Raw genomic sequence first — 21,251 nt, forward strand, 5'->3', positions numbered from 1 at the left:
CGGTCATGACCTCGGAGATACCTGACACGCTCGACCGTGCGATAGCGCGCAGCCAGGGTCTCGACACCCTGCTGCGCGACCTGACCGACCGCGCGGTCGTGCAGGTGCCCGGCTCCGTCGCCTGCTCGGTGACGGTGCGCCGCGCCGACCGGCTGATGACCCTGGCGGGCAGCTCCGGCCTGCCCAGCGGCCTGGACCTGCGGCAGTACGAGAACGGCTCGGGCCCCTGTGTGGACGCCGCCGAGACGGAGAGCCCCCGGTACTCCCCCGACCTGGCCGCCGAGACCCGCTGGCCCGCGTACACGGAGTACGCGCTGGCCACCGGCGTGCGCTGCGTACTGGCGCTGCCGCTGGCCGTCGAGGGCGAGACGGGCGCCGCGCTCAACTTCTACGGCGTCGAGCCGGATTCGCTCGCCGACGGGCGCGAAGCGGCCCGCACCTTCGCGGAGCGGGCCGCGGACGCCGTGAACGAGGCCCTGCGCCTGGAGCGGCAGCAGGCGTCGGCCGCCGATGTGCGCACCGCTCTGCTCTCCCGCAGCGTCATCGACCAGGCGGTCGGCATGCTCATGGCCCGGGAGCGGATCGACGCCCACCGGGCCCTGGAGCGGCTGCGCCGGGCCTCGCAGCACCGGAACGTCAAGCTCCGGGACCTGTGCGGCGAGCTGGTGGCCCGCGCGTCCGGCGGCGCCTCGAGCGGCGGGCGGTGAACCAGGCGGCGGGCCGGACTCAGGCGGACGGCAGTGACTCGCCCTGGACCGCCTGGATGTCCAGCTCGACCCTGAGCGTCGTGCCGATGGCGGCGATGCCGGCCTGGAGTACCTGGTTGTAGTTCATGGCGAAGTCCTCGCGGCGCAGTTCCGTCGTCGCGCGGAACGCCGCCCGGGTGCCGCCCCACGGGTCGGCGCCGGTGCCGAGGTAGGCCAGGTCCAGGTCGACCGGGCGGCTCACGCCGTGCAGCCCCAGCTCGCCGTGGACGGTCCAGCGGTCCGGGCCCGCCTGGGACACCCCGGTGGAGCGGTAGGTGATCTCCGGGAACCGCTCGGTGTCCAGGAAGTCGGCGGAGCGCAGGTGGGTGTCGCGCATACCGTTGCCGGTGTCGATGGAGGCCGCCCGGATCACCGCTTCCACCCGGGACTTGGTGACGTCGTCCGGCGCGATCTCGACGGTGCCGGAGAACTCCGTGAACCGGCCGTGCACGCTGGAGATGCCCAGGTGCTGGGCGACGGCGGCCACGCTGGAGTGCGCCGGGTCGACGGTCCACGGCCCCGGCGGCGGCAGCTCGGTGCCGCCCTGGCGGGCCAGCGTCACGGTGCCGACCTCGGCCCGGCCGCTCGCGGTGACGATGGCGCTGGACGCGGCGGGCGCGTAGCCGACGGCGGTGACGATCACGGTGTACGCGCCCGGCGACAGTGGGGTGGCGTCCCGCACGGCGCCCTCGGCGTCCGCCTCGGCGCGCAGCACCTGCGTGCCGGTCATGTCGGTCACCGTGACGACCGCGTGCGACACGGCCCATCCGTCCCGCGTTCGGATCCTCGCGGTCAGTCCCATCCCGTTTTCTCCCTGCGAAAGCTCAGAAAATGGTCGTAAAGCTCGTGAAAGTCGTAAAGGTCGTAAAGAAACCGGCCCGTGGTGGGCGGGCGCACCTCCGCTCAGAGCGCGCTCGCCACCACGGGCCGGGGTCTCGCTACTCGCCGGGGTGGGCGAGCTCGATGTCGTGGCCGTCGGCACCCTGGCCGGCGACCGTCAGGGCCGTCGCCACCGGCGGGTAGCCGGTCGCGATGACGGTGTACTCACCGGCGTCCAGGTCGGTGAAGGCGTACGCCCCGTCCGCGCCGGTGGTGGCCGTGCCGACCACGTTGCCCGCCGCGTCGACGAGCGTGACGCGGGCGTCGGCCAGCGGACCGTGCGGCGCCCGCACGACGCCCTGGACCTGCGCCCCGGCCTGGAGGTCGACCTCGACGCGGGTGACGCCGGTGCCACCGACCTCCAGCGGCAGGGCGCGCGGCCGGTAGCCGGCGGCGTTGACCGCGACGGTCACCGTGCCCGGCACCAGCTCGGTGAAGGAGAACTCGCCCGCCTCACCGGTGGCGGCGGAGGCCAGCAGGTCCCCGCGCACATCGGTCACGATCACCATCGCGTCCTTGACCGGCAGCCCGCTCTCCACGGCCCGGACCAGGCCGTTCAGCCCGCTGGTGCCGCTGAGCAGGATGTCGTAGGCGACCGGCTCGTCGTTCACGACGATCGTCGACGCCTGCGGCTGGAAGCCGTCGGCGGAGGCGATCAGGACGTACGATCCCGCGCTCGGCGCGTCGAGGACGTAGGAGCCGTCGGCCTGGGCGACCGAGCGGCCCAGCTGCCGGCCGCCCAGCGAGATCAGCGTGACCGCGGCCTGCGGGACCGGCGCGGACTCGGCGCCGCGGACGAAGCCGCGGACCGCGATGCCACCGGAGACGGGCGCCCCCGGCTCACCGGAGCCGGTCGCCGTCGCGACGGCGGCGAGCCGCTGCGTGGCCTCGGGCCGGAGACCCGGCTCGGCGACCGAGGTGGCCGAAGTGGCCGAAGTGGCCGAAGTGGCCGGGGGAGCCGCCGACGCGGCAGCCGTGGCACCGGCCGGGACCGGCTCGGGGGCGACCCGGGTGGCCTCGGCCGGGGCCGGGGCCACGGGGGAGGCGGTCTCGGCGGAAGCCTCCGCCGCCTGGGCCAGGGCACCCGAGGTGCGCAGCGGGACTTCCTTGATGAACAGCGTCACCACGAAGCCGAGCAGCGCGATCGGCGCGACGTACAGGAAGATGTCGGCGATGCCGTGCCCGTAGGCGCTCTCCAGCCATTCGCGGATGCCGGGGGGCAGCAGGCTCATGTCGGGGATCGCGCCGCCGCCGGAGGCCTTGGCGGCCGCGGCCTGCTCCTGCGGGCTGAGCTGCCCGATGGTGTCGGAGGCGTAGTGGCTGATCCGGGACGACATCACGGAGCCGAGCACCGAGACGCCCACCGCGCCGCCGAGGGACCGGAAGAAGGTCACGACGGAGGAGGCCGCGCCCAGGTCGCTCGGGGCCACCTGGTTCTGCGTGCACAGGACCAGGTTCTGCATCATCATGCCGACGCCGAGGCCCATCAGCGCCATGAAGATCGCGATGTGCCAGTACGCGGTGTCGTAGCGCATGGTGCTCAGCAGGCCCAGGCCCGCCGTGAGCAGTACGCCGCCGGCCAGCAGCCAGCCCTTCCACCTGCCGGTCCTGGTGATGATCTGACCGGAGACCGTGGACGAGACGAACAGGCCGCCGATCATCGGGATGGTCATGACGCCCGACATGGTCGGGGACTCACCGCGTGCCAGCTGGAAGTACTGGCTGAAGTAGACGGTGCCCGCGAACATCGCGATACCGACGAACAGCGAGGCCAGCGAGGCCAGGGTGATGGTGCGGTTCCTGAACAGGCGCAGCGGGATGATCGGCTCGCTGGCCTTCGACTCGACGAAGAGGAAGATCAGCGTCAGTACGATCGCGCCGCCGACCATGGCACCGGTCTGCCAGGACATCCAGGAGTACTTGTCGTCGGCGAAGGTGACCCAGACGAGCAGCAGGGAGACGGCCGCGGTGACGAAGAAGGCGCCGGCCCAGTCGACCTTGACCTTCCGCTTGACCACGGGCAGGTGCAGCGTCTTCTGCAGCACGACCAGCGCCAAGAGCGCGAAGGGCACGCCGACGTAGAGGCACCAGCGCCAGCCGAGCCAGCTGGTGTCGGTGATGACACCGCCGAGCAGCGGACCGCCGACGGTCGCGACGGCGAAGGTGGCGCCGAGGTAGCCGGAGTAGCGACCGCGCTCACGCGGGGAGATCATCGCGGCCATGATGATCTGCGCCAGAGCGGCCAGGCCGCCGGCGCCCAGGCCCTGGATGCCGCGCGCGGTGATCAGCATCCCGGGGTTCTGCGACAGACCGGCCACGACGGAGCCGATGACGAAGACGATCAGGGCTATCTGGACCAGGGCCTTCTTGCTGACCAGGTCCGCGAGCTTGCCCCACAGGGGGGTGGAGGCGGTCATCGTCAGCAGCGAGGCGGTGACGACCCAGGTGTAGGCGCTCTGGCCGCCACCGAGGTCGCCGATGATCTCGGGCAGGGCGTTGGTGACGATGGTCGAGGACAGGATGGCGCAGAACATGCCGAGCAGCAGCCCGGACAGCGCTTCCATGATCTGCCGGTGCGTCATCGGAGCGTCTCCGTTGGAGCCTCCCCCGTGCTTGGCATGAGCCCGCACACCGGCTGGTGTGGTCGTTGCCATGGACTTCCTTTACTTACGTGGTGATCGCGGGTGTACGGGTGGACTGTTCGTCCCCGGACGGTGCGGGTGGCCGGGGAGCGGGCCCCCGGCAGTCGTCGAAGCTGGCCCTGAGACGGGCCATGAGCCGGGTGAGCTGGCCGACCTCGTCGTCGGACCAGTCGCTCAGCCGGTGGGCGAGCATCTGGCTGGTCCGGTCGGCGATCGCGTCGAGCCGGCCCTGCCCCGCGGGCGTCAGGCGCAGGATGCGCGAGCGCTTGTCCGCGGGGTCGGAGAACCGTTCGATCCAGCCCCGCTCGGCGACGTGGGCGACGTGGCGGCTGGTCACCGACATGTCCACGGCGAGCAGCTCGGCGAGCTTGCTCATGCGCATGTCCCCGTGGCGGCCGAGCAGCGTCAGTACGGCGGCGGATCCGCCGGGGCAGTCGGCCGGCAGCAGCCGTCCCATCTCCCGCTTCACGGCGCCGAAGGCGCTGAACTGGCGGATCAGCTCCTCGTACTGCGCCTTCTCGGCCATGCGCACCTCCCGTTATTCGTTGCTTAGGGCAACCATAGGTTCGGTTGGTTGCTACAGGCAAATAAAAACAGGTCGCTCAGGCATAAAAAGTTGGCAAAGGCAAGTATTGCGATAGTAAACGTGCAGGTGACGGGTGTTGGGCGGGGGCAAGGGGGCTGGGGAGCCCCGCACTTGGGCCGCATCCACGGATTCGCTAGTGTCTCGGCCCATGGCTAACAACCAGGGCCCCCAGGGCAATAACGACCCCGCAGGCAGCACCCAGATGTTCCGCGCGTTCGTCGACGAAGGCCCCCAGTCCCGGCAGGCGGCCCCCGCCGCCTCCTCCGGGCCCCGCATCGGCCTGATCGTCGGCATCGTGGCCGCCGTGGTGATCGTCGCGGCCGTGGCCTGGCTGGCGCTGAAGTAGAACCGGCGCCGGAGCGGAACCGGCACCGCACGGACGCATACGACGGCGACCGCCGCGGCACCCCCGAGGTGCCGCGGCGGTCGCCGGCCTGTCGTGCACGGCCCTTGAGGGCCTGGCGCGGATGAGGCCTCGCGCGCTAGTCGGAGATGAGGCCCTCGCGCAGCTGGGAGAGGGTCCGGGTCAGCAGCCGGGAGACGTGCATCTGCGAGATGCCGACCTCCTCGCCGATCTGCGACTGGGTCATGTTGGCGAAGAAGCGCAGCATGATGATCCGCCGCTCCCGGGGCGGCAGCTTGGCCAGCAGCGGCTTGAGGGACTCGCGGTACTCCACGCCCTCCAGCGCCGTGTCCTCGTAGCCCAGGCGGTCCGCCAGCGAGCCCTCGCCGCCGTCGTCCTCCGGCGCCGGGGAGTCCAGCGAGGAGGCGGTGTACGCGTTGCCGACCGCGAGGCCGTCGACGACGTCCTCCTCGGACACGCCCAGCACGGCGGCCAGCTCGCCGACCGTCGGGGAGCGGTCCAGCTTCTGGGACAGCTCGTCGCTGGCCTTCGTCAGGGCCAGGCGCAGCTCCTGGAGCCGGCGCGGGACGCGCACCGACCAGGAGGTGTCGCGGAAGAACCGCTTGATCTCCCCGACCACCGTCGGCATCGCGAACGTCGGGAACTCCACGCCCCGTTCGCAGTCGAAGCGGTCGATCGCCTTGATCAGGCCGATGGTGCCGACCTGGACGATGTCCTCCATCGGCTCGTTGCGGGAGCGGAAGCGCGCGGCGGCGTAACGCACCAGCGGGAGATTGAGCTCGATCAGGGTGTCCCGGACGTAGGCACGCTCCGGGCTGTCCTCGTCGAGGGCGGCGAGCCGCAGGAACAGGGAGCGGGACAGGGTGCGGGTGTCGATGGCCTCCGTGGCCGGAAGGGTCTGGGCCGGCACGGCGTCGAGGGTCGGTACGGCTTCGATGGCCTGGACGTCATCGACGGGGCCGAGCGCCTCGATCGTGTCGGGCGCGGTCTCGCTCTCCGCGAGCGCGAGCACCTTCGAGCTGCCCTGGTCTGCGGACATGCCACCCCCTTTGGGTCGCGGGACGGTCACGGCGAACGCTCCCATGCCGGGAACGCAGCCTCCACCTGAATACCGGAGCCGAAGCTCCGGCAAACGCGTCTCCGGCAGAATGTCACATGTCGGCAACGCGCTGTAGTGACATGTCGACATCCGAGACGCGAATTCCCCCTGGAAAAAGGCGGTCTGACGGTCTATCGGCCCGATTCCGCCCGCAACGGCCCTGGTGAGCGATTCGCTCGCCCCGGTGACCCCTGGCACGCGCTTTCGATATGCGGGGAGGCCGTGTGGCGAGACTACGCGTCGATCCGGTTCGAGGACCTCAATCGCTGGAAACTACGCGCCAGTAGCCGCGAGACGTGCATCTGGGAGACGCCGAGTTCCGCGCTGATCTGCGACTGGGTGAGGTTGCTGTAGTAGCGCAGCAGCAGGATGCGCTGTTCCCGTTCCGGGAGCTGGACGAGCAGGTGCCGGACCAGGTCGCGGTGCTCGACCCCGTCGAGGGCGGGGTCCTCGTAGCCGAGCCGGTCGAGCAGCCCGGGCAGCCCGTCGCCCTCCTGGGCGGCCTCCAGCGAGGTGGCGTGGTACGACCGGCCCGCCTCGATGCAGGACAGCACCTCCTCCTCGGTGATGCGGAGCCGCTCGGCGATCTCGGCGGTCGTCGGGGAGCGCCCGAAGGCGGTCGTCAGGTCCTCGGTCGCGCTGTTGACCTGTACCCACAGCTCGTGCAGCCGGCGCGGTACGTGCACCGTGCGGACGTTGTCGCGGAAGTACCGCTTGATCTCGCCGACGACGGTCGGCATCGCGAACGTCGGGAACTGCACGCCGCGCTCCGGGTCGAACCGGTCGATGGCGTTGATGAGCCCGATGGTGCCGACCTGGACGACGTCCTCCATCGGCTCGTTGCGGGAGCGGAAGCGCGCGGCGGCGTAGCGCACCAGCGGGAGGTTGGCCTCGATGAGCGCCGCGCGCACCCGGTCGTGCTCCGGCGTGCCCGGCGTGAGGCACTTCAGCTCACCGAAGAGCACCTGGGTCAGGGCCCGGGTGTCGGCACCCCGGCTGCGCTGCGGCGCCGGCTCTCGCGCGGGCGGCTCCTGGCCCTGTGCGGACGGCTCCCGCCCCTGTGCGGGTGGCTCCTGGGCCTGTGCGGGCGGCGCGGGTTGTGCGGGCGGTGCTTGAGGCGCAGTACTGGCCGGCACGGTCAACTCCACCTCGTGATCCGTCAACTCTTCCATAACTCATCCGTCAAAAGCGGTCATAGCATCACAAGACATGTGCACTGTGTGCAAGCACCGCATAACGTCGTGTTGAGTGAACGCGGACGTGAACGCGAAGCGGCCCCGCACCGTACGGGTGCGGGGCCGGGGCGGTGTGGCCGGGCTAGAACTCGTAGTCGGCGATCACCCAGGTGGCGAACTCCCGCCACAGCGCGACGCCCGCCTGGTGCGCCGGGTGGTCCACGTAGCGCCTGAGGGCGTCGGTGTCCTCCACGGCCGAGTTGATGGCGAAGTCGTAGGCGATGAGCCGGTCGCTGATGTTCCAGGCGCACTCCCAGAAGCGCAGCTCCTCGATGAGGCCGCCGAGCGCCCGGAAGGCCTCGACGCCCTCGACGACGCGCGGGTCGTCGCGCTCCACGCCCTCGTTGAGTTTGAACAGCACCAGGTGGCGGATCATCACTTTCCTCCGTTGGCGGCCCAGGTCATGAAGTCGCCGACGGCGCTCGCCGCGTCGGAGATGCCCTGGAACCCTATCTGGACGTAGTCGGCGGCCTTCGCCGGATCCGTGATGATCACATAGAGCGCGAAGACCACGAGCACGTAGACGGCGATCTTCTTCGCATTCACCGCCACCGCGGCCTCCCCTGTCCCTTCGACGCACGCCTTCGATCGGTCATGATCGCACGAAGGGCCCCGTCTTTCGACGGGGCCCTTCAAGAGCGGTAGCGGAGGGATTTGAACCCTCGGTGACTTGCGCCACACTCGCTTTCGAGGCGAGCTCCTTCGGCCGCTCGGACACGCTACCGAGAGAGACCTTACAGCACAGTGCGGCATGGTTTGAAATCGGTTCTGGCGCCTTGGCGGATCGCCGTCAGCGGTCGCGGAAGAAGTCCGTGAGCAGGCGGGCGCAGTCGTCCGCGAGCACGCCCTCGATCACTTCGGGGCGGTGGTTGAGGCGCCGGTCGCGCACGACGTCCCACAGGGAGCCGGCCGCGCCCGCCTTGTCGTCGCGGGCGCCGTAGACGACTCGGTCCACGCGGGACTGCACGAGCGCGCCCGCGCACATCGTGCACGGCTCCAGGGTGACGACGAGCGTGCAGCCGGTCAGCCGCCACTCGCCCGCTTCCGCGGCGGCCCGCCGGATCGCGAGGACCTCGGCGTGGGCCGTCGGGTCGCCGGTGGCCTCGCGTTCGTTGTGCCCGGCCGCCAGCACGGTCCGCCCGTCCGGCGCCAGCACGACGGCGCCGACGGGGACGTCCCCGCCCCGCGCCGCCCGCCCGGCCTCGGCCAGGGCGAGCCGCATCGCGGCCCGCCACGGGTCGCGCACCGGGTCGGGCGGGCCGTGCGGGACGGAGTGGTCCGCCGGTTCTCCTTCTCGGTCCTGTTCGGTCGGCACGGTCAGCGGACGGTCTCCAGGACCTCGGAGGCGCCCAGGGCCTCGGCGATCTCGCCGACCGCGTCCCCGGACATCGAGCGCAGTTCCTTCTCGCTCACGCCCAGGTCGTCGAGGACCTCGGCGTCACCGACCGGGCCGTGCGGCACGGCCTCACCCGTACCGGCGGCCGTGTCGCCGCCGTCGCCGCCCTCCTCGTCGTCCTCGTCGTCGGATTCACCGTCCTCCGTGCCGTCGAGGTCGAGGGCGTCGAGGTCGTCGCCCTCCACACCGGGGTCCCGGCCGAGCAGCTCGTCGGTGAGCAGGATCTCGCCGTAGCTGCTGCGGGCGGCAGCGGCGGCGTCCGAGACATAGATACGGGGATCCTCCTCGCCGTCCACCCGGACGACTCCGAACCACGCGTCCTCCTGCTCGATCAGCACGAGCACCGTGTCCTCGTCGGGAGAGGCTTCCCGGGCCAGGTCGGCCAGATCCGACAGGGTCTCCACATCGTCGAGCTCCGTGTCGCTCGCTTCCCACCCGTCTTCGGTGCGCGCGAGCAGTGCGGCGAAGTACACCGTGACTCTCCCACTGGTCATAGGCGTGCCGGTTGGGGATCCCCCCGGCGGAGGCTGCGGGCGGGGGAGCGGTGCTCCGAGCCCCACCCACTCGGAATCGTGGCAGAAACAAGGCCTTCAGGGGACGTCTTCGGCGCCCTGTGTCCGGCAGTTTCGTGTTCAGCGGTTTCGGCCAGGGTCCCGGGAGTACCTACCCGGGAAGCCACCCGTCAGCGCACTTGTCGCAGCCACGTGCGGATCGTACGCGGATTCTCGCGGCGCCCGCGTACGCCCGTCGTCGTAACGTCGGCGCGGCGCGCGATCTTCCCCGGCCGGGCCGGAAAGTCACCAGCGGAACGTGCGCATGCGCATCGCGTGGCGCAGCCGGGCGGCCTTGGCGCGGCGCGGCTGGACGCGGTCCCGCAGTTCCCTGGCCTCCGCCAGGTCGCGCAGGAACTGGGCGCGGCGCCGACGGCGCTCGGCCTCCCTGTCCAGCTCCGTGCTCCGCTCCGCCCCGCGCCCCGCCCCCGGCTCCTCGCCGGGGGACGGCGTGTCGTAGAAGTCCCGGTCAGGCACAGTCTCACCACCCAGCGTCCGTCCCTCCCACCTTCCCCTGGTCGGGCGGTTTGACGCCGGGGAACGGGTGGAGCCGTGGCCGGGGCCCAGGGGGTGTCGTTCGGATCCTGCCGGGGGCCACCGGTCCCACGGGGCCCGGCTACTGTGGAGGACATGCGTCTCCACGTCGTCGACCACCCCCTGGTCGCCCACAAGCTCACCACGCTGCGCGACCAGCGCACCGACTCCGCGACCTTCCGCCGTCTCGCCGACGAGCTGGTCACCCTGCTCGCCTACGAGGCCACGCGCGACGTGCGCACCGAACAGGTCGACATCCACACGCCGGTCTGCCCGACCACCGGCGTCAAGCTCTCCCACCCGCGCCCGCTGGTGGTGCCGATCCTGCGGGCCGGCCTCGGCATGCTCGACGGCATGGTCCGGCTGCTGCCGACCGCCGAGGTGGGCTTCCTCGGCATGATCCGCAACGAGGAGACGCTGCAGGCCTCCACGTACGCGACCCGTATGCCGGAGGACCTCTCGGGACGTCAGGTGTACGTCCTGGACCCGATGCTGGCCACCGGCGGCACCCTGGTCGCGTCGATCCAGGAGCTGATCAAGCGCGGCGCCGACGACGTGACGGCCGTGGTGCTGCTCGCCGCCCCCGAGGGCGTCGAACTCATGGAGCGCGAGCTGGCCGGCACCCCGGTGACGGTCGTGACGGCCTCGGTGGACGAGCGTCTCAACGAGCAGGGCTACATCGTGCCGGGCCTCGGCGACGCGGGTGACCGGATGTACGGGGCCGCCGAGTAGCGCACGCGCTCCGGGGCTGTCACGCCCCCGTACGGCTGCTCAGCAGCTCTTCTTCTCCGCGGCGGACGCCGGCTGCGGCGCCGCCAGCTCGGCCAGCGCCGCGTCGGCGTCCGCCCGCTTCGCGAGGCCCTTGAAGCCGTTGCCGATGATCAGGTCGACGGCGGCGCCCTTACGGGCCGCGTCGGTGCGGCGTTCGGCGGCGGGGAGTTGGGTGCCGAGCACGGGCAGCGAGGTCTTCGGGGAGGCGGCCGGGCCGAGCAGGAGGCCGGTGCCGTCGACCTTCTTGTCGTACTTCTTGGGCGCGTTGCTCACGTCGCCGATGCGGAAGCCGCGCTTCTTCAGTTCGTCGGCGGTCTTCTGCGCGAGGCCGCCGCGGGTCGTCGCGTTGAGCACGTTGACGGTGACCTGGGCCGGCTTCGGCACGGCCACGGCGGCGGGCGAGGCGCTCGCCTTCGCGGCCGTGACCCCGCAGTCCGTCGCGGCACCGGCCGCCGAGGCCTTGTCGCCGCCGGAGAAGACGTCGATGAGCTGCAGCGTGCCCCAGCCGAGCACCCCGAGCACGGTGACACAGGCGACGGCCACGACCGCGAGTCGGCCGCGTCGTCGGGCCGGTCGCATCCGCGGGTACTTGCCCCCCGTGATCTTGTACTGGCCGCCCATACCAGGGGGAGTGAGCATGCTCATGGGCGCAGCGTAGTGCGCCCGGGCGGCGATGCCTATTAGATGATCAGTCGGTGTTCCGCGGTTCGGTGCAATGCAACCCGAAAGGGTCAAGCCGAAGCGTCGAAGGGGCCGTCGCGGGTGGTGCGAGGGGGGGGCGAGGGTCCCGGTCAGTCGAGTTCGAGGACCCGTGCGTGCAGCACCTGGCGCTGCTGGAGCGCCGCGCGCACCGCGCGGTGCAGGCCGTCCTCCAGATACAGGTCGCCCTGCCACTTCACGACGTGCGCGAAGAGGTCGCCGTAGAAGGTGGAGTCCTCGGCGAGGAGCGTCTCCAGGTCGAGCTGGCCCTTGGTCGTCACGAGCTGATCGAGGCGGACCGGGCGCGGCGCGACGTCCGCCCACTGCCGGGTGCTCTCCCGGCCGTGGTCGGGGTACGGCCGGCCGTTTCCGATGCGCTTGAAGATCACACGGAAAGCCTACCGGCCAAGACGTTGCGGGCGCAGCCATGGCGCCGGAGCGCGGCGCTGGAAATGACGCCGTAAACGGGGGCAAACGGGAACGGGGGCCCGGGACGGGCGACCGTGAGTGTGCTCCGCCGGAGGCGGAGGCGGTGTCGGGCCCGCCTCCGCCGCTCGGGCGGCCGCGTCAGTCACGCCTCCCTTCCCGCGCGGGCGGCCGGGGTTCACTCGGGGCCTGCGGCCTGCTGGTGTCGGGCTTGGGGGTGCGGCGGGCGGCCTCGGCGCGCAGGAGGGCGCGCAGGACGGCGTAGGGGTCGTTGAGCATGGCGGATTCCTCGTTCCTCGTTCCGTGTTCCGGGTGTCGCGTGCTGCGTTCCGTGTGTCGCGTTCCGCGTGTCGCGTTCGTGCGGTGGGCCGGCGGCCGGTGCGGTCGGCGCCGGTCCGGTCCTGTCAGCAGCGCAGGACCACGGAGCGCGGGGCGCGCGGGGTGGGCGGCGACCCGGTCGGAACGGGTGGTGCGAGGGTCCGGTTGGTGGGGGCGTGGCGGCCGGGCGCCGGGGGCGGCGGGACGGACAGGGCCACGACGGAGCGCCGGCCGCCGCGGGCCGGAGTGCGCAGTGCGGTGGTGTCGAGGTGGTCGTGCTCACCGGTGGTGCCCGGGGCAGCGCCGCCCGGCCCGCCGCCGACGACTCCCCCGCTCCCGCCGGCCACCGAAGCGGTCGGTGCCGCCTGGGCCGTCGCGTGCGTGCACGGCACGATCAGGACGAGCAGCAGGACCAGGGCCCGCAGGCAGGCCCTGCGGCGTCTCATGCGCGCCGCACGCCCCGCACGCCCCGCACGCCCCGCACGCCCCGCACGCGCCGTATGTCCGGCGCGCGCGGCGCGGGCGTCGGCAGCGGCGTGCGGTGCGGGGCTCACGACAGGTCGTGTCCCCGCCGGGCGTACGCCGACCACCGCGCCGGGGCGAGAACCGCTCGCTCGGCGTAGGGGCGGTTCACAGGGCGCGCGGGACCTGGTGGGCGCGCCCACGCAGGCGTACGGACGTGACGATCTCGACCACGCCGACGGCCACCAGCCACCAGCCGCCGAGCAGCATGAGGACGGCCGCCGACTCCACCGGCGAGTCGATCAGCACGATGCCGGCGACGACGGTGACGGCGCCGAGGAAGATGTGCCAGCCGCGCGCGGGCATCGCCGGGTCGTGGACGGCGGCCAGGATCTGCGTGACGCCGCGGAAGAGCCAGCCGATGCCGATCCACAGCGCGAGCAGCAGCACCGACTGCAGGGGGCCGCGGAAGCAGAACAGGCCCAGCAGGATCGACACGGCGCCGCTGATGAAGGCGAGGACCCGCAGCGAGGTCGTCCGGTGCGTGCCGAAGGCGGCGGCCAGTTGGAGGACGCCGCTGATGACGAGGTAGAGGCCGAAGAGCACACCGGCGGCGCGCAGTGACGCGCCCGGCCAGACCAGGACCAGCACGCCCAGGACGAGTGAGGCGATCCCGGTGAGCAGCACGGTCTGCCATGCGGCGCGGGACAGCTGGTGCAGCGGTCCCTCGAAGGCGGGTTCGGGTTCGGGCCCGGGCTCGTGCCGTCCGGCTGTCGGGGTGTGCGTGCCGTGGCCCGTGCGGGCGTGGATCCCGCGGTCGTCGTACGGCTGCGGCTGCCCTCCGGGGGTGCCGTTGGGTGGCTCGGTCATGCTCCATGCTGGGAGCGGGGGTGGTGGGGGCGCCAGTTGGGGCGGGCCAGTGGGCTGACGTGGGCGTGGGCGTAGGCGTGGGCGGGGGTTCGCGGGGCGCCCCTGGCGTGGGTGTGGGGCCGGGGGTGGGTGTCGCGGCCGGCGCTGGCCGGTGCCGCCGCGTCCACCCGTGCCGCCCCAGCGGCACGGCTGCCCGCAGCGGGGACGGCACGACCGCCCGCAGCCGGGGGAGCGGAGGGGCGTCTACCTGCTACTTGTCGGGGGCCTTCGCCGCCTTTGCCGCCGCCTTCATCTCCTGCTTGTGCGCGCGGACCTTCGTCAGGGACTCCGGGCCGGTGATGTCGGCGACGGAGCGGAAGGAGCCGGGCTCGCCGTAGGCACCGGCGGCCTCGCGCCAGCCCTCCGGGTGGACGCCGAGCTGCTTGCCGAGCAGGGCGAGGAAGATCTGGGCCTTCTGCTTGCCGAAGCCGGGCAGGTCCTGGAGCCGCTTCAGCAGCTCCTTGCCGGTGGGGACGCCCCGCCAGACGGCCTCGGCGTCACCGTCGTAGGTCTCGACGAGGTACCGGCACAGCTGCTGGACGCGGCCCGCCATCGAGCCGGGGTAGCGGTGCACGGCCGGCTTGTCGGAGAGCAGGGCGGCGAACGCCTCCGGGTCGTGGGCCGCGATGTCGTGCGCGTCCAGATCCTCCGCGCCCATGCGCCGGGCGATGGTCGACGGGCCCTTGAACGCCCACTCCATGGGGACTTGCTGGTCGAGCAGCATGCCGACCAGCGCGGCGAGCGGGCTGCGGCCGAGGAGCTCGTCGGCCTCGGGGTCCTGGGCGAGGTGAAGTGTGACGTCCATGCCCCCGATGATCGCGCGTGCGGGCTCAGGTCGCGCGCCAGTACCCCAGCGCGTTCACCCGCTGCTTGGGCAGCCCCAGCTCCTTGCGGGCGTAGGAGGCCAGCGCCCGGGTCGTCGCCGTGTCGCAGGCGATCCAGACGAACGGCTCGGGCGTCGACCGCAGCAGCTCCGGCAGCGCCTCCTTCACCTGCGCGACCAGGTGGGCTCCCGCGTCGCGGCGCGGGACCGTGCGGACCTCGTGGCGGGCGGGGTCGGTGCGGAACGGCAGGCCGTCGGTGCCGGTGCCGGTGCCGCCGTCCTCGAACCAGATCGTCGCGGGGACCGGTCCCAGCGCGTCGAGGAGGGAGTTGAGGGCGGGCAGGGAGGCCGGGTCCGCGACCGCGAAGACACGGGACGGGACCGGCTCCGGGACCTCGAAGCCGGTGCCCTGGACCGTCGCCTCGATGCGGTCGCCCGGCTTCGCCGCCCTGGCCCAGTCGCTCGCGCACCCCTCGTGCAGGGCGAACTCCATGCCGAAGGTGCCGGCCGCCGGGTCCGGGTCGACCAGCGTGTACGCCCGCTGGTGCGGCTTGCCCGCGTTGTCGAACCACAGCCGCACCCACATCGTGGGGTGGACGCCGGTCGCCGCCAGCATGCCGCCGTCACTCAGGCGCAGCCTCCGGAAGTCCGGCGTCACGTCCTCCGCGTCCGTCACGGTGAACTCGAAGTCCTTCGCACGCATCAGCTTGAGGACCGCGCCCTCCCAACCCCGCCCCTGCCCCATCGTTTCTTCACCCTTCACGTACTATTCGGCCACGACGTAAGACTTAGGTGAGCCTAACCTAAAGGAAAGTAGGGGCACAGGGGTGAGCGCCGAGACATACCGCGACGCCTGGGGGATCCCGCACCTGCGCGCGGACAGCACGGACGAACTCGCCCGCGCGCAGGGCCGGGTGACCGCAGGTGACCGGGCCTGGCAGCTGGAGGTCGAACGGCACCGCGCGCAGGGCACCTCCGCGTCCTTCCTCGGGCCCGGGGCCCTGTCCTGGGACCGGCTCGCCCGGCGGGCCCGGCTCGCGGACACCGCCCGCCGCTGCTTCACCGCCCTGGAGGACAAGGACCCCGAGACGGCCGCCTGGGTGCGGGCGTACGTCGACGGTGTGAACGAGGGGCTGGCCGAGACCGGGTCCGCCGCTCCCGAGTTCGCGCGCGCCGGTCTCGCCCCCGGCCGCTGGGAGCCCTGGACCCCGCTCGGCGTCTGGCTCGCCACGCACATCCTCTTCGCGGGCTTCCCCGCCAAGCTCTGGCGCGAGCACATCACCGCGCACCTCGGCCCGGACGCGGTCGCCCTCTTCGCCGCCGACGGACCCGGCACCGCCGGCAGCAACGGCTGGCTGGTGAGCGGCGAGCGGACCGCGACCGGGCACGCCGTCATCGCCGGCGACCCGCACCGCTTCATCGAGGACCCCGGCGTCTACCAGCAGATCCACCTGTCCTGCCCGGAGTTCGACGTCGTCGGCCTCGCCGTGCCCGGTGTCCCCGGCATCGCCCACTTCGGCCACACCGGCACGGTCGCCTGGGCCATCACCAACGCCATGGCCGACTACCAGGACCTGTACCGCGAGCGCCTGCGCCGCACCGGCGCCGGTGTCGAGGCGCTCGGCCCCGACGGCACCTGGCACCGCGCCGCCCGGCACACGGAGACGATCCGGGTCGCGGGGGAGAAGAGGGAGGAGGGGCAGGAGGGGCAGGAGGAGGAGATCGTCGAGGTCGAGGTCATCGAGACCGACCGGGGCCCGGTGATCGCCGGCGGACCCGAGGGACTCGACGACGGCACCCCCACCGCCCTCAGCCTGCGCTACCCGCCCCGCGTCACCGCCGACCTCGGCTTCGGCGCCCTGCTGCCGCTGCTGCGGGCCCGCCGGGTCGCCGACGTGGACCGCGCCCTGGACGCGTGGGCCGAGCCGGTCAACGTCGTGCAGGCAGCCGACACCGCGGGCGGGCTGCTGCACCGGGTGGCGGGGCGGGTGCCGGTGCGGTCCGCCGCCAACGGCCTCCGCCCGGTGCCCGCCTGGGAGCCCGGCCACGAGTGGGAGGGCTGGCACACCCCACCCCGCGCCGGCCTCACCGACGGCGTCGCCGTGATGGCCAACCAGCGCGGCCCGGCCGCCCCGCTGGGCGTCGAGTTCGCCCCGCCGCACCGCGCCGACCGCATCGCCGCTCTGCTCGCCGGGAAGGAGCGCTGGTCGGCCGCCGACATGCCCGCGATCCACACGGACACCCTCCTCGCCTCGGCCGGCCCGCTCCTGGACCGTCTGACGGCCCTGGACGACCTGACCCCCGAGGCCGCCGCCCTCCGCGACCGGCTCCTGTCCTGGGACCGGCGCATGGACGCCGACAGCACCGGCGCGGCGGCGTACGCGGCCGTACGCGGAGCGGTCGTACGGCGGTTGGCGGCGCACCCGGTCCTCGCCCCGGCGTCCGTGCCGCCCGCGTACCCCGAGGTGCTGCTGCCGTGGCTCGCGCTCGTGCCGCGCGTCGGCCACGCCCTCGAACACCTGCTGCGCGCCGAGGACCTGTACGGCATCGACCGTGCCGGGGCCGTCCGCGCGGCGCTGGAGGAGGTGGCCGCCCGGCCGCCGGCCGGCACCTGGGGCGACACCCACCGCCTCGCCCCCTGGCAGGCGCTGCCGGACCCCTCCCACGCCGACGAACCCCGGCTCTCCGGAGACCACGACTGCGTGCTGTGCACCTCCGCCGTCCCCGGCCTCACCGACCGCGCCGCACGCGGCCCCGCCGCCCGCTACGTCTGGGACCTGGCCGACCGCCAGGACAGCCGCTGGGTGGTGCCGCTCGGCGCCTCCGGCGTCCCCGGCTCGCCCCACCACCGCGACCAGCGGGCCCTGTGGCTCGACGGTGAACTCGTCCCGGTGGTCACCGACTTCGACCGGCTCACGAAGGAAACCGATGTCTGACCAGCACCCGCCCCCGTACGCCTCCCGCGCCGCCGTCCACGAGCAGGAACTCGACGGCTTCGGCACCGTCCGCGTCCTCCCGCTCGACGCCGCCGCGGACGCCGGCGTGATCCACCGCTGGGTGAGCGAGGAGCGGGCCGCCTTCTGGGGCATGAACGGCCTGACGCGGGACCAGGTCGCCGGCGTCTACGCCCACATGGGCACGCTCGACACCCACCACGCCTTCCTGGTGGTCAAGGACGGCGAGCCGGTCGCGCTGCTCCAGACCTACGACCCCGAGGCCGACCGGGTGAGCGAGTGCTACGACGTCGAACCCGGCGACATCGGCCTCCACCTGCTGCTCGCCCCCGCCGGGACCGAGGGCGCGCGGCCCGGCTGGACCGCCGCGCTGGCGGGGTCCCTCATGGCGTACGTGCTGCTGGGCCTGGACCGGCAGCGGATCGTGGTCGACCCGGACGTCGGCAACGAGAAGGCGATCACCCGCTTCCTCAGACAGGGCTTCACCGCCGGGCCGGCGGTCGTGCTGCCGGAGATCGACCTGCCGGACGTGTACCTGCCGGAGAAGAAGGCGCAACTCGCGTTCCTCCGCAGGGAGGTAGCGTTCGGCGGGTGACTTCCCCGCCGACCGCCGAGGATCTGATCGCGCACTACGGGCTGGAGCCCATCCCGCGTGAGGGCGGACTGTTCCGGCGCACCTGGGCCGGGCCCGAGCGCCCGGACGGACGCCCGGCGGGCTCCGCCATCGTCGCCCTGCTGACCGCCCGTCCGGGTGACTTCTCCGCCCTGCACCGCCTGCCCGCCGACGAGACCTGGCACTTCTACCTCGGCGATCCGCTGGAGCTGCTGCTCCTCGACCCGGACGGCGGCGCGCGTACGGCCGTGCTGGGACCGGACGTCCTGGGCGGGCAGCACGTGCAGTTCACCGTCCCCGCCGGGACCTGGATGGGCGGCCGGGTGGCGGCGGGCGGCGCATGGTCGTTCTTCGGGTGCACGATGGCGCCCGGATTCACCTACGGGGACTACGAGCACGGCGACGCGGCCGGCCTCACGGCGCGCTATCCGGCGGCGGCCGGGCGGATCGTGGAACTGTGCCGCCCATGAACCTGCTCGACGGTCAGGTGGCGCTCGTGACGGGCGCGGGCGGCGGCATCGGACGGGGCGTCGCGCTGCGGTTCGCCGAGGAGGGCGCGGCGGTCGCGGTGCACTGCCGTACGGCGGTCGAGGCGGCTCGGGACGTGGCCGCGCGGATCGGGGAGCGCGGCGGCCGGGCGGTGGTACTGCGGGCCGACCTCACCGACGAGGACGCCTGCCGGCGCCTGGTGGAGGAGGCCGCCGACTGGGGCGGGGGACGGCTGACGGCGCTGGTCAACAACGCGGGCGTGCAGCCGCTGCGGGAGCTGGCCGGCATGACCGCCGCCGAGTGGCGGGCGGTGGTGGACACCAACCTCACCAGTGTCTTCGCGTGCACGCAGGCCGCCGCCGGGATCATGCGGACCCAGGACGCCGGCGGCACGGTCACCCACATCGCCTCGATCGAGGCGAACGCCCCCGCACCCGCCCACGCGCACTACAGCGCCTCCAAGGCGGCGGTCGTGATGCACGCCCGTTCCGCCGCGCTGGAGTACGGCCCGTGGGGAGTCAGGGTCAACACAGTCTCGCCCGGCCTCGTCGACCGGGACGGGCTCGCGGCGGCCTGGCCGGACGGCGTACGCCGGTGGCGGGAGGCGGCGCCCACAGGACGGTTGGGGCGGCCGGAGGACGTGGGCGACGCGTGCGTGTTCCTCGCGTCGCGGTTGGCGTCCTGGATCACCGGCCACGACCTCGTGGTGGACGGCGGGGTGACGGCACGCCCGTCGTGGTGAGGACCTGACCGGGCCTTCGGTGAGCGGTAGGGCGCCCGCGTCCGTACGTATCCCCGAGGCAGTGGGTCCCGACGACGGAGATGCGACGTGAGGTGTGGTGGCGGTACGCGCGCTGGAGCCCGGGGCGGCCGGAGACTACGGGGACTGGCGCTGCTGGGCACCGTGCTGGTCCTGCTCGTCCTCGGCGGTGCGGGACCGGCGTCCGCCCACGCCGCCCTCCGCTCCACCGACCCCGAGGACGGCAGCATCCTCCAGCGGGCCCCTCGCCACGTCACCCTGACCTTCACCGAGTCCGTCGGCCTGCGCGACGACTCCTTCCGCGTCCTCGACCCCGGCGGCCACCGGGTGCGCACGGGGGAGGCCGGGCGCGCCGACGGCCGTTCCGACACGGCCCGCGTCGCGCTGACGGGCGAACTCGGCGACGGCACGTTCACGGTGGCCTGGCGGGTGGTGTCGGCCGACAGCCACCCCGTCTCCGGGGCCTTCACCTTCTCGGTCGGCAAGCCCTCCGTGACAACCGCGTCCGTGGACACCGGTCCCACCGAGGACCCGCTGACCGCCGCCCTCCACAAGATCGCCCGCTACCTCGCCTACCTCGCCGCGGCCCTGCTCATCGGCACGGCCGCCTTCGTCGCCCTGTGCCGCCCGCCGGATCCCGCCCCGCTGCGCCGGCCACTGGTGGCGGGCTGGTGGACCCTGCTGGGCTCGACCGTCGCCCTGCTGGTGCTGCGCGCCCCGTACGAGGCGGGCACGGGGCCGTCGGAGGCCCTCGACGCCGACGCGCTCGGCGGCACCCTGACGTCCCGGCCCGGCGTGCTGCTGCTGGTGAGGCTGGCGCTGCTGGTGCCGGTCGCGCTCTTCCTCGTCCGCATGGCCCGCGGGGCCCGGTACCGGCACCGGGAGCGCGCCCCGCTCGCCGCCGCGGTGGGCGCCGCGCTCGCCGTCGGCCTGGCCCTGACCTGGGCCGCGGCCGAGCACGCCGCCGCGGGGGTCCAGGTGCCGGTGGCGGTGACGTCGGCCGTGCTGCACCTGCTCGCCACGGCGGTCTGGCTCGGCGGCCTCGTGGCCCTGCTCGCCACCCTGCGCTCCGCCCCGGACGCCGCCACGGTCGCCCGCTTCTCCCGGACCGCCTCCGCCGCCGTGACCGTCCTGGTCGTCACCGGCGTCTACCAGTCCTGGCGCGGCCTCGGCTCCTGGCCGGCGCTCACGGAGACGACGTACGGCAGGCTGCTGCTCGCCAAACTGGCCGGGGTGGCCGTGCTGCTGGCCGCGGCGGCGGTCTCGCGGCGGTGGACGGCCGCGTGGGTGACGGTGGGGGCTGGTGCGGTGCGTGCGGTGGGTGTGGGTGTGGTGGGTGTGGCGAGTGCGGTGGAGGCGGTGGATGCGGAGACGGCCGTACGCGAGCGGGTACGTGAGCGGGTGCCGGAGCCGGTGGGCGGGCCTCCGTCGCGGGCGTCGGAGCCGTCCGAGCCGGAGCCGTCCGAGCCGGGGTCGTCCGAGTCGCCGCCGTCCGCCGCCGGGGCCGCCCGCCGTCGCGGGCTGCGCCGGTCCGTCCTGGTCGAGGCCGTCGTCGCGGCCGTCGTCCTGGTGGTCACGACCGTGCTCACCAGCACGCTGCCGGGCCGGGCGGCGGACGAGGCGGCACGGGCCGTACCGGCGGGCGGGGTGCTGCCCGCGTCCGTCACCGCGATCCCCTTCGACGTCGGCGCCTCGGGCCGGGGCACCGTCCAGATCACCCTGGACCCCGGCCGCACCGGCGACAACGCGGTGCAGGCCGTCGTCTTCGGCCCCGACGGCAGCCTGGCCGCCATACCCGAACTGCGCCTCTCCTTCACCCTCCCCGACCGGGGCGTCGGCCCGATCGACGCGGAACTCGTCGATCGGGGCGGCTACTGGAGCGCCAACTCCCTCACCCTTCCCCTCCCCGGCGCCTGGACGATGAAGACGACGGTCCGGGTGTCGGAGGTCGACCAGGTGAGCGAGACGAGGCGGATCCGGATCGAGCGGTGACGG

General features: G+C 73.3%; 25 protein-coding genes and 1 tRNA gene. 8 read left to right on the forward strand and 18 right to left on the reverse strand.

The features are described from left to right. Positions 1-5: 5 nt before the first annotated feature. The gene (locus tag ACFW48_RS30485; RefSeq protein ID WP_386320222.1) at positions 6-707 is read left to right on the forward strand and encodes a GAF and ANTAR domain-containing protein; all 702 of its coding nucleotides are present in this window, start codon (positions 6-8) and stop codon (positions 705-707) included. A 19-nt stretch (positions 708-726) separates the two neighbouring features. On the opposite strand, the gene ACFW48_RS30490 is transcribed toward ACFW48_RS30485, so the two are convergent. From ACFW48_RS30490 to ACFW48_RS30500, 3 genes are all read right to left on the reverse strand, one after another. Continuing rightward, a complete protein-coding gene (locus ACFW48_RS30490; protein ID WP_386320225.1) occupies positions 727-1,548 on the reverse strand; it encodes a YceI family protein in 822 nt (273 codons plus the stop codon). Between the two features lie 136 nt (positions 1,549-1,684). Next, on the reverse strand, positions 1,685-4,279 hold the full coding sequence (locus ACFW48_RS30495; protein ID WP_386320228.1) for an MFS transporter: 2,595 nt from the start codon (positions 4,277-4,279) through the stop codon (positions 1,685-1,687). A 13-nt stretch (positions 4,280-4,292) separates the two neighbouring features. Next, entirely contained in the window at positions 4,293-4,793 is a 501-nt protein-coding gene (locus ACFW48_RS30500) for a MarR family winged helix-turn-helix transcriptional regulator (protein ID WP_386320231.1), read from the reverse strand. A 208-nt stretch (positions 4,794-5,001) separates the two neighbouring features. On the opposite strand from ACFW48_RS30500, the gene ACFW48_RS30505 reads away from it, so the two are divergent. Beyond that, a complete protein-coding gene (locus tag ACFW48_RS30505; RefSeq protein ID WP_310872499.1) occupies positions 5,002-5,199 on the forward strand; it encodes a hypothetical protein in 198 nt (65 codons plus the stop codon). Between the two features lie 136 nt (positions 5,200-5,335). On the opposite strand, the gene ACFW48_RS30510 is transcribed toward ACFW48_RS30505, so the two are convergent. From ACFW48_RS30510 to ACFW48_RS30545, 8 genes are all read right to left on the reverse strand, one after another. Further along, on the reverse strand, positions 5,336-6,256 hold the full coding sequence (locus tag ACFW48_RS30510; protein WP_121747903.1) for an RNA polymerase sigma factor SigF: 921 nt from the start codon (positions 6,254-6,256) through the stop codon (positions 5,336-5,338). 293 nt (positions 6,257-6,549) lie between these two features. Continuing rightward, positions 6,550-7,488 (reverse strand): RNA polymerase sigma factor SigF, encoded by a 939-nt coding sequence (locus ACFW48_RS30515; protein ID WP_386320235.1) that lies wholly within the window; start codon positions 7,486-7,488, stop codon positions 6,550-6,552. A gap of 145 nt (positions 7,489-7,633) precedes the next feature. Next, complete coding sequence (locus tag ACFW48_RS30520; RefSeq protein ID WP_386320238.1) at positions 7,634-7,927, reverse strand: Dabb family protein; 294 nt, start codon at positions 7,925-7,927, stop codon at positions 7,634-7,636. Beyond that, positions 7,927-8,103, reverse strand: coding sequence for a hypothetical protein (locus tag ACFW48_RS30525; RefSeq protein ID WP_210962193.1), 177 nt, complete (start codon positions 8,101-8,103; stop codon positions 7,927-7,929). Before ACFW48_RS30525 ends, ACFW48_RS30520 begins: the two co-directional genes overlap by 1 nt. A gap of 87 nt (positions 8,104-8,190) precedes the next feature. Next, a tRNA-Ser gene (locus ACFW48_RS30530) sits at positions 8,191-8,275 on the reverse strand. Between the two features lie 66 nt (positions 8,276-8,341). Next, positions 8,342-8,773 carry a tRNA adenosine(34) deaminase TadA gene (tadA, locus tag ACFW48_RS30535; protein WP_386320460.1) on the reverse strand — a complete coding sequence of 144 codons (432 nt, stop codon included), beginning with the start codon at positions 8,771-8,773 and terminating at the stop codon, positions 8,342-8,344. A gap of 95 nt (positions 8,774-8,868) precedes the next feature. Then, the gene (locus ACFW48_RS30540; RefSeq protein WP_386320462.1) at positions 8,869-9,420 is read right to left on the reverse strand and encodes a hypothetical protein; all 552 of its coding nucleotides are present in this window, start codon (positions 9,418-9,420) and stop codon (positions 8,869-8,871) included. Between the two features lie 324 nt (positions 9,421-9,744). After that, on the reverse strand, positions 9,745-9,975 hold the full coding sequence (locus ACFW48_RS30545) for a hypothetical protein (RefSeq protein ID WP_386320241.1): 231 nt from the start codon (positions 9,973-9,975) through the stop codon (positions 9,745-9,747). 153 nt (positions 9,976-10,128) lie between these two features. Here ACFW48_RS30545 and upp point away from each other — a divergent pair, with 153 nt between their 5' ends. Then, positions 10,129-10,764 carry a uracil phosphoribosyltransferase gene (upp, locus tag ACFW48_RS30550; RefSeq protein ID WP_121747899.1) on the forward strand — a complete coding sequence of 212 codons (636 nt, stop codon included), beginning with the start codon at positions 10,129-10,131 and terminating at the stop codon, positions 10,762-10,764. A 39-nt stretch (positions 10,765-10,803) separates the two neighbouring features. On the opposite strand, the gene ACFW48_RS30555 is transcribed toward upp, so the two are convergent. From ACFW48_RS30555 to ACFW48_RS30585, 7 genes are all read right to left on the reverse strand, one after another. Next, the gene (locus ACFW48_RS30555) at positions 10,804-11,424 is read right to left on the reverse strand and encodes a LytR C-terminal domain-containing protein (protein ID WP_386320465.1); all 621 of its coding nucleotides are present in this window, start codon (positions 11,422-11,424) and stop codon (positions 10,804-10,806) included. Positions 11,425-11,594: 170 nt separating this feature from the next. After that, positions 11,595-11,891, reverse strand: a complete 297-nt coding sequence (locus tag ACFW48_RS30560; protein ID WP_003999914.1) for a type II toxin-antitoxin system VapB family antitoxin — start codon at positions 11,889-11,891, stop codon at positions 11,595-11,597. A gap of 178 nt (positions 11,892-12,069) precedes the next feature. Continuing rightward, positions 12,070-12,207 carry a hypothetical protein gene (locus ACFW48_RS30565; RefSeq protein ID WP_386320244.1) on the reverse strand — a complete coding sequence of 46 codons (138 nt, stop codon included), beginning with the start codon at positions 12,205-12,207 and terminating at the stop codon, positions 12,070-12,072. Between the two features lie 125 nt (positions 12,208-12,332). Then, positions 12,333-12,692, reverse strand: coding sequence for a hypothetical protein (locus tag ACFW48_RS30570; RefSeq protein ID WP_386320247.1), 360 nt, complete (start codon positions 12,690-12,692; stop codon positions 12,333-12,335). A 184-nt stretch (positions 12,693-12,876) separates the two neighbouring features. Further along, on the reverse strand, positions 12,877-13,578 hold the full coding sequence (locus tag ACFW48_RS30575; RefSeq protein ID WP_386320250.1) for an HdeD family acid-resistance protein: 702 nt from the start codon (positions 13,576-13,578) through the stop codon (positions 12,877-12,879). A 250-nt stretch (positions 13,579-13,828) separates the two neighbouring features. Then, positions 13,829-14,422: an HhH-GPD-type base excision DNA repair protein gene (locus ACFW48_RS30580; protein ID WP_386320253.1), complete on the reverse strand. Its 594-nt coding sequence runs from the start codon at positions 14,420-14,422 to the stop codon at positions 13,829-13,831. A gap of 25 nt (positions 14,423-14,447) precedes the next feature. Further along, complete coding sequence (locus ACFW48_RS30585; RefSeq protein ID WP_386320256.1) at positions 14,448-15,185, reverse strand: siderophore-interacting protein; 738 nt, start codon at positions 15,183-15,185, stop codon at positions 14,448-14,450. 82 nt (positions 15,186-15,267) lie between these two features. Here ACFW48_RS30585 and ACFW48_RS30590 point away from each other — a divergent pair, with 82 nt between their 5' ends. From ACFW48_RS30590 to ACFW48_RS30610, 5 genes are all read left to right on the forward strand, one after another. Beyond that, positions 15,268-17,376, forward strand: a complete 2,109-nt coding sequence (locus ACFW48_RS30590) for a penicillin acylase family protein (protein ID WP_386320258.1) — start codon at positions 15,268-15,270, stop codon at positions 17,374-17,376. Beyond that, on the forward strand, positions 17,369-17,989 hold the full coding sequence (locus ACFW48_RS30595; RefSeq protein WP_386320260.1) for a GNAT family N-acetyltransferase: 621 nt from the start codon (positions 17,369-17,371) through the stop codon (positions 17,987-17,989). Before ACFW48_RS30590 ends, ACFW48_RS30595 begins: the two co-directional genes overlap by 8 nt. Beyond that, positions 17,986-18,477 (forward strand): cupin domain-containing protein, encoded by a 492-nt coding sequence (locus tag ACFW48_RS30600; protein ID WP_386320263.1) that lies wholly within the window; start codon positions 17,986-17,988, stop codon positions 18,475-18,477. The genes ACFW48_RS30595 and ACFW48_RS30600 overlap by 4 nt, the downstream gene beginning before the upstream one ends. Continuing rightward, positions 18,474-19,238 carry an SDR family NAD(P)-dependent oxidoreductase gene (locus ACFW48_RS30605; protein WP_386320265.1) on the forward strand — a complete coding sequence of 255 codons (765 nt, stop codon included), beginning with the start codon at positions 18,474-18,476 and terminating at the stop codon, positions 19,236-19,238. Before ACFW48_RS30600 ends, ACFW48_RS30605 begins: the two co-directional genes overlap by 4 nt. Positions 19,239-19,400: 162 nt before the next feature. Further along, a complete protein-coding gene (locus ACFW48_RS30610; RefSeq protein WP_386320267.1) occupies positions 19,401-21,248 on the forward strand; it encodes a copper resistance CopC/CopD family protein in 1,848 nt (615 codons plus the stop codon). Positions 21,249-21,251 lie beyond the last annotated feature (3 nt).

Origin of the sequence: Streptomyces sp. NPDC058812 (assembly GCF_042744565.1) — a bacterium.
GTDB classification, from domain to species: domain Bacteria; phylum Actinomycetota; class Actinomycetes; order Streptomycetales; family Streptomycetaceae; genus Streptomyces; species Streptomyces thinghirensis.

Coding starts and splice junctions, on each gene's coding strand:
- upp (WP_121747899.1), top strand. CDS start 10,129: ATGCGTCTCCACGTCGTCGACCACCCCCTGGTCGCCCACAAGCTCACC.
- ACFW48_RS30505 (WP_310872499.1), top strand. CDS start 5,002: ATGGCTAACAACCAGGGCCCCCAGGGCAATAACGACCCCGCAGGCAGC.
- ACFW48_RS30520 (WP_386320238.1), bottom strand. CDS start 7,927: ATGATCCGCCACCTGGTGCTGTTCAAACTCAACGAGGGCGTGGAGCGC.
- ACFW48_RS30605 (WP_386320265.1), top strand. CDS start 18,474: ATGAACCTGCTCGACGGTCAGGTGGCGCTCGTGACGGGCGCGGGCGGC.
- tadA (WP_386320460.1), bottom strand. CDS start 8,773: ATGCGGCTCGCCCTGGCCGAGGCCGGGCGGGCGGCGCGGGGCGGGGAC.
- ACFW48_RS30595 (WP_386320260.1), top strand. CDS start 17,369: ATGTCTGACCAGCACCCGCCCCCGTACGCCTCCCGCGCCGCCGTCCAC.
- ACFW48_RS30500 (WP_386320231.1), bottom strand. CDS start 4,793: ATGGCCGAGAAGGCGCAGTACGAGGAGCTGATCCGCCAGTTCAGCGCC.
- ACFW48_RS30575 (WP_386320250.1), bottom strand. CDS start 13,578: ATGACCGAGCCACCCAACGGCACCCCCGGAGGGCAGCCGCAGCCGTAC.
- ACFW48_RS30490 (WP_386320225.1), bottom strand. CDS start 1,548: ATGGGACTGACCGCGAGGATCCGAACGCGGGACGGATGGGCCGTGTCG.
- ACFW48_RS30580 (WP_386320253.1), bottom strand. CDS start 14,422: ATGGACGTCACACTTCACCTCGCCCAGGACCCCGAGGCCGACGAGCTC.
- ACFW48_RS30570 (WP_386320247.1), bottom strand. CDS start 12,692: ATGAGACGCCGCAGGGCCTGCCTGCGGGCCCTGGTCCTGCTGCTCGTC.
- ACFW48_RS30555 (WP_386320465.1), bottom strand. CDS start 11,424: ATGGGCGGCCAGTACAAGATCACGGGGGGCAAGTACCCGCGGATGCGA.
- ACFW48_RS30495 (WP_386320228.1), bottom strand. CDS start 4,279: ATGGCAACGACCACACCAGCCGGTGTGCGGGCTCATGCCAAGCACGGG.
- ACFW48_RS30510 (WP_121747903.1), bottom strand. CDS start 6,256: ATGTCCGCAGACCAGGGCAGCTCGAAGGTGCTCGCGCTCGCGGAGAGC.
- ACFW48_RS30585 (WP_386320256.1), bottom strand. CDS start 15,185: ATGGGGCAGGGGCGGGGTTGGGAGGGCGCGGTCCTCAAGCTGATGCGT.
- ACFW48_RS30515 (WP_386320235.1), bottom strand. CDS start 7,488: ATGGAAGAGTTGACGGATCACGAGGTGGAGTTGACCGTGCCGGCCAGT.
- ACFW48_RS30565 (WP_386320244.1), bottom strand. CDS start 12,207: ATGCTCAACGACCCCTACGCCGTCCTGCGCGCCCTCCTGCGCGCCGAG.
- ACFW48_RS30485 (WP_386320222.1), top strand. CDS start 6: ATGACCTCGGAGATACCTGACACGCTCGACCGTGCGATAGCGCGCAGC.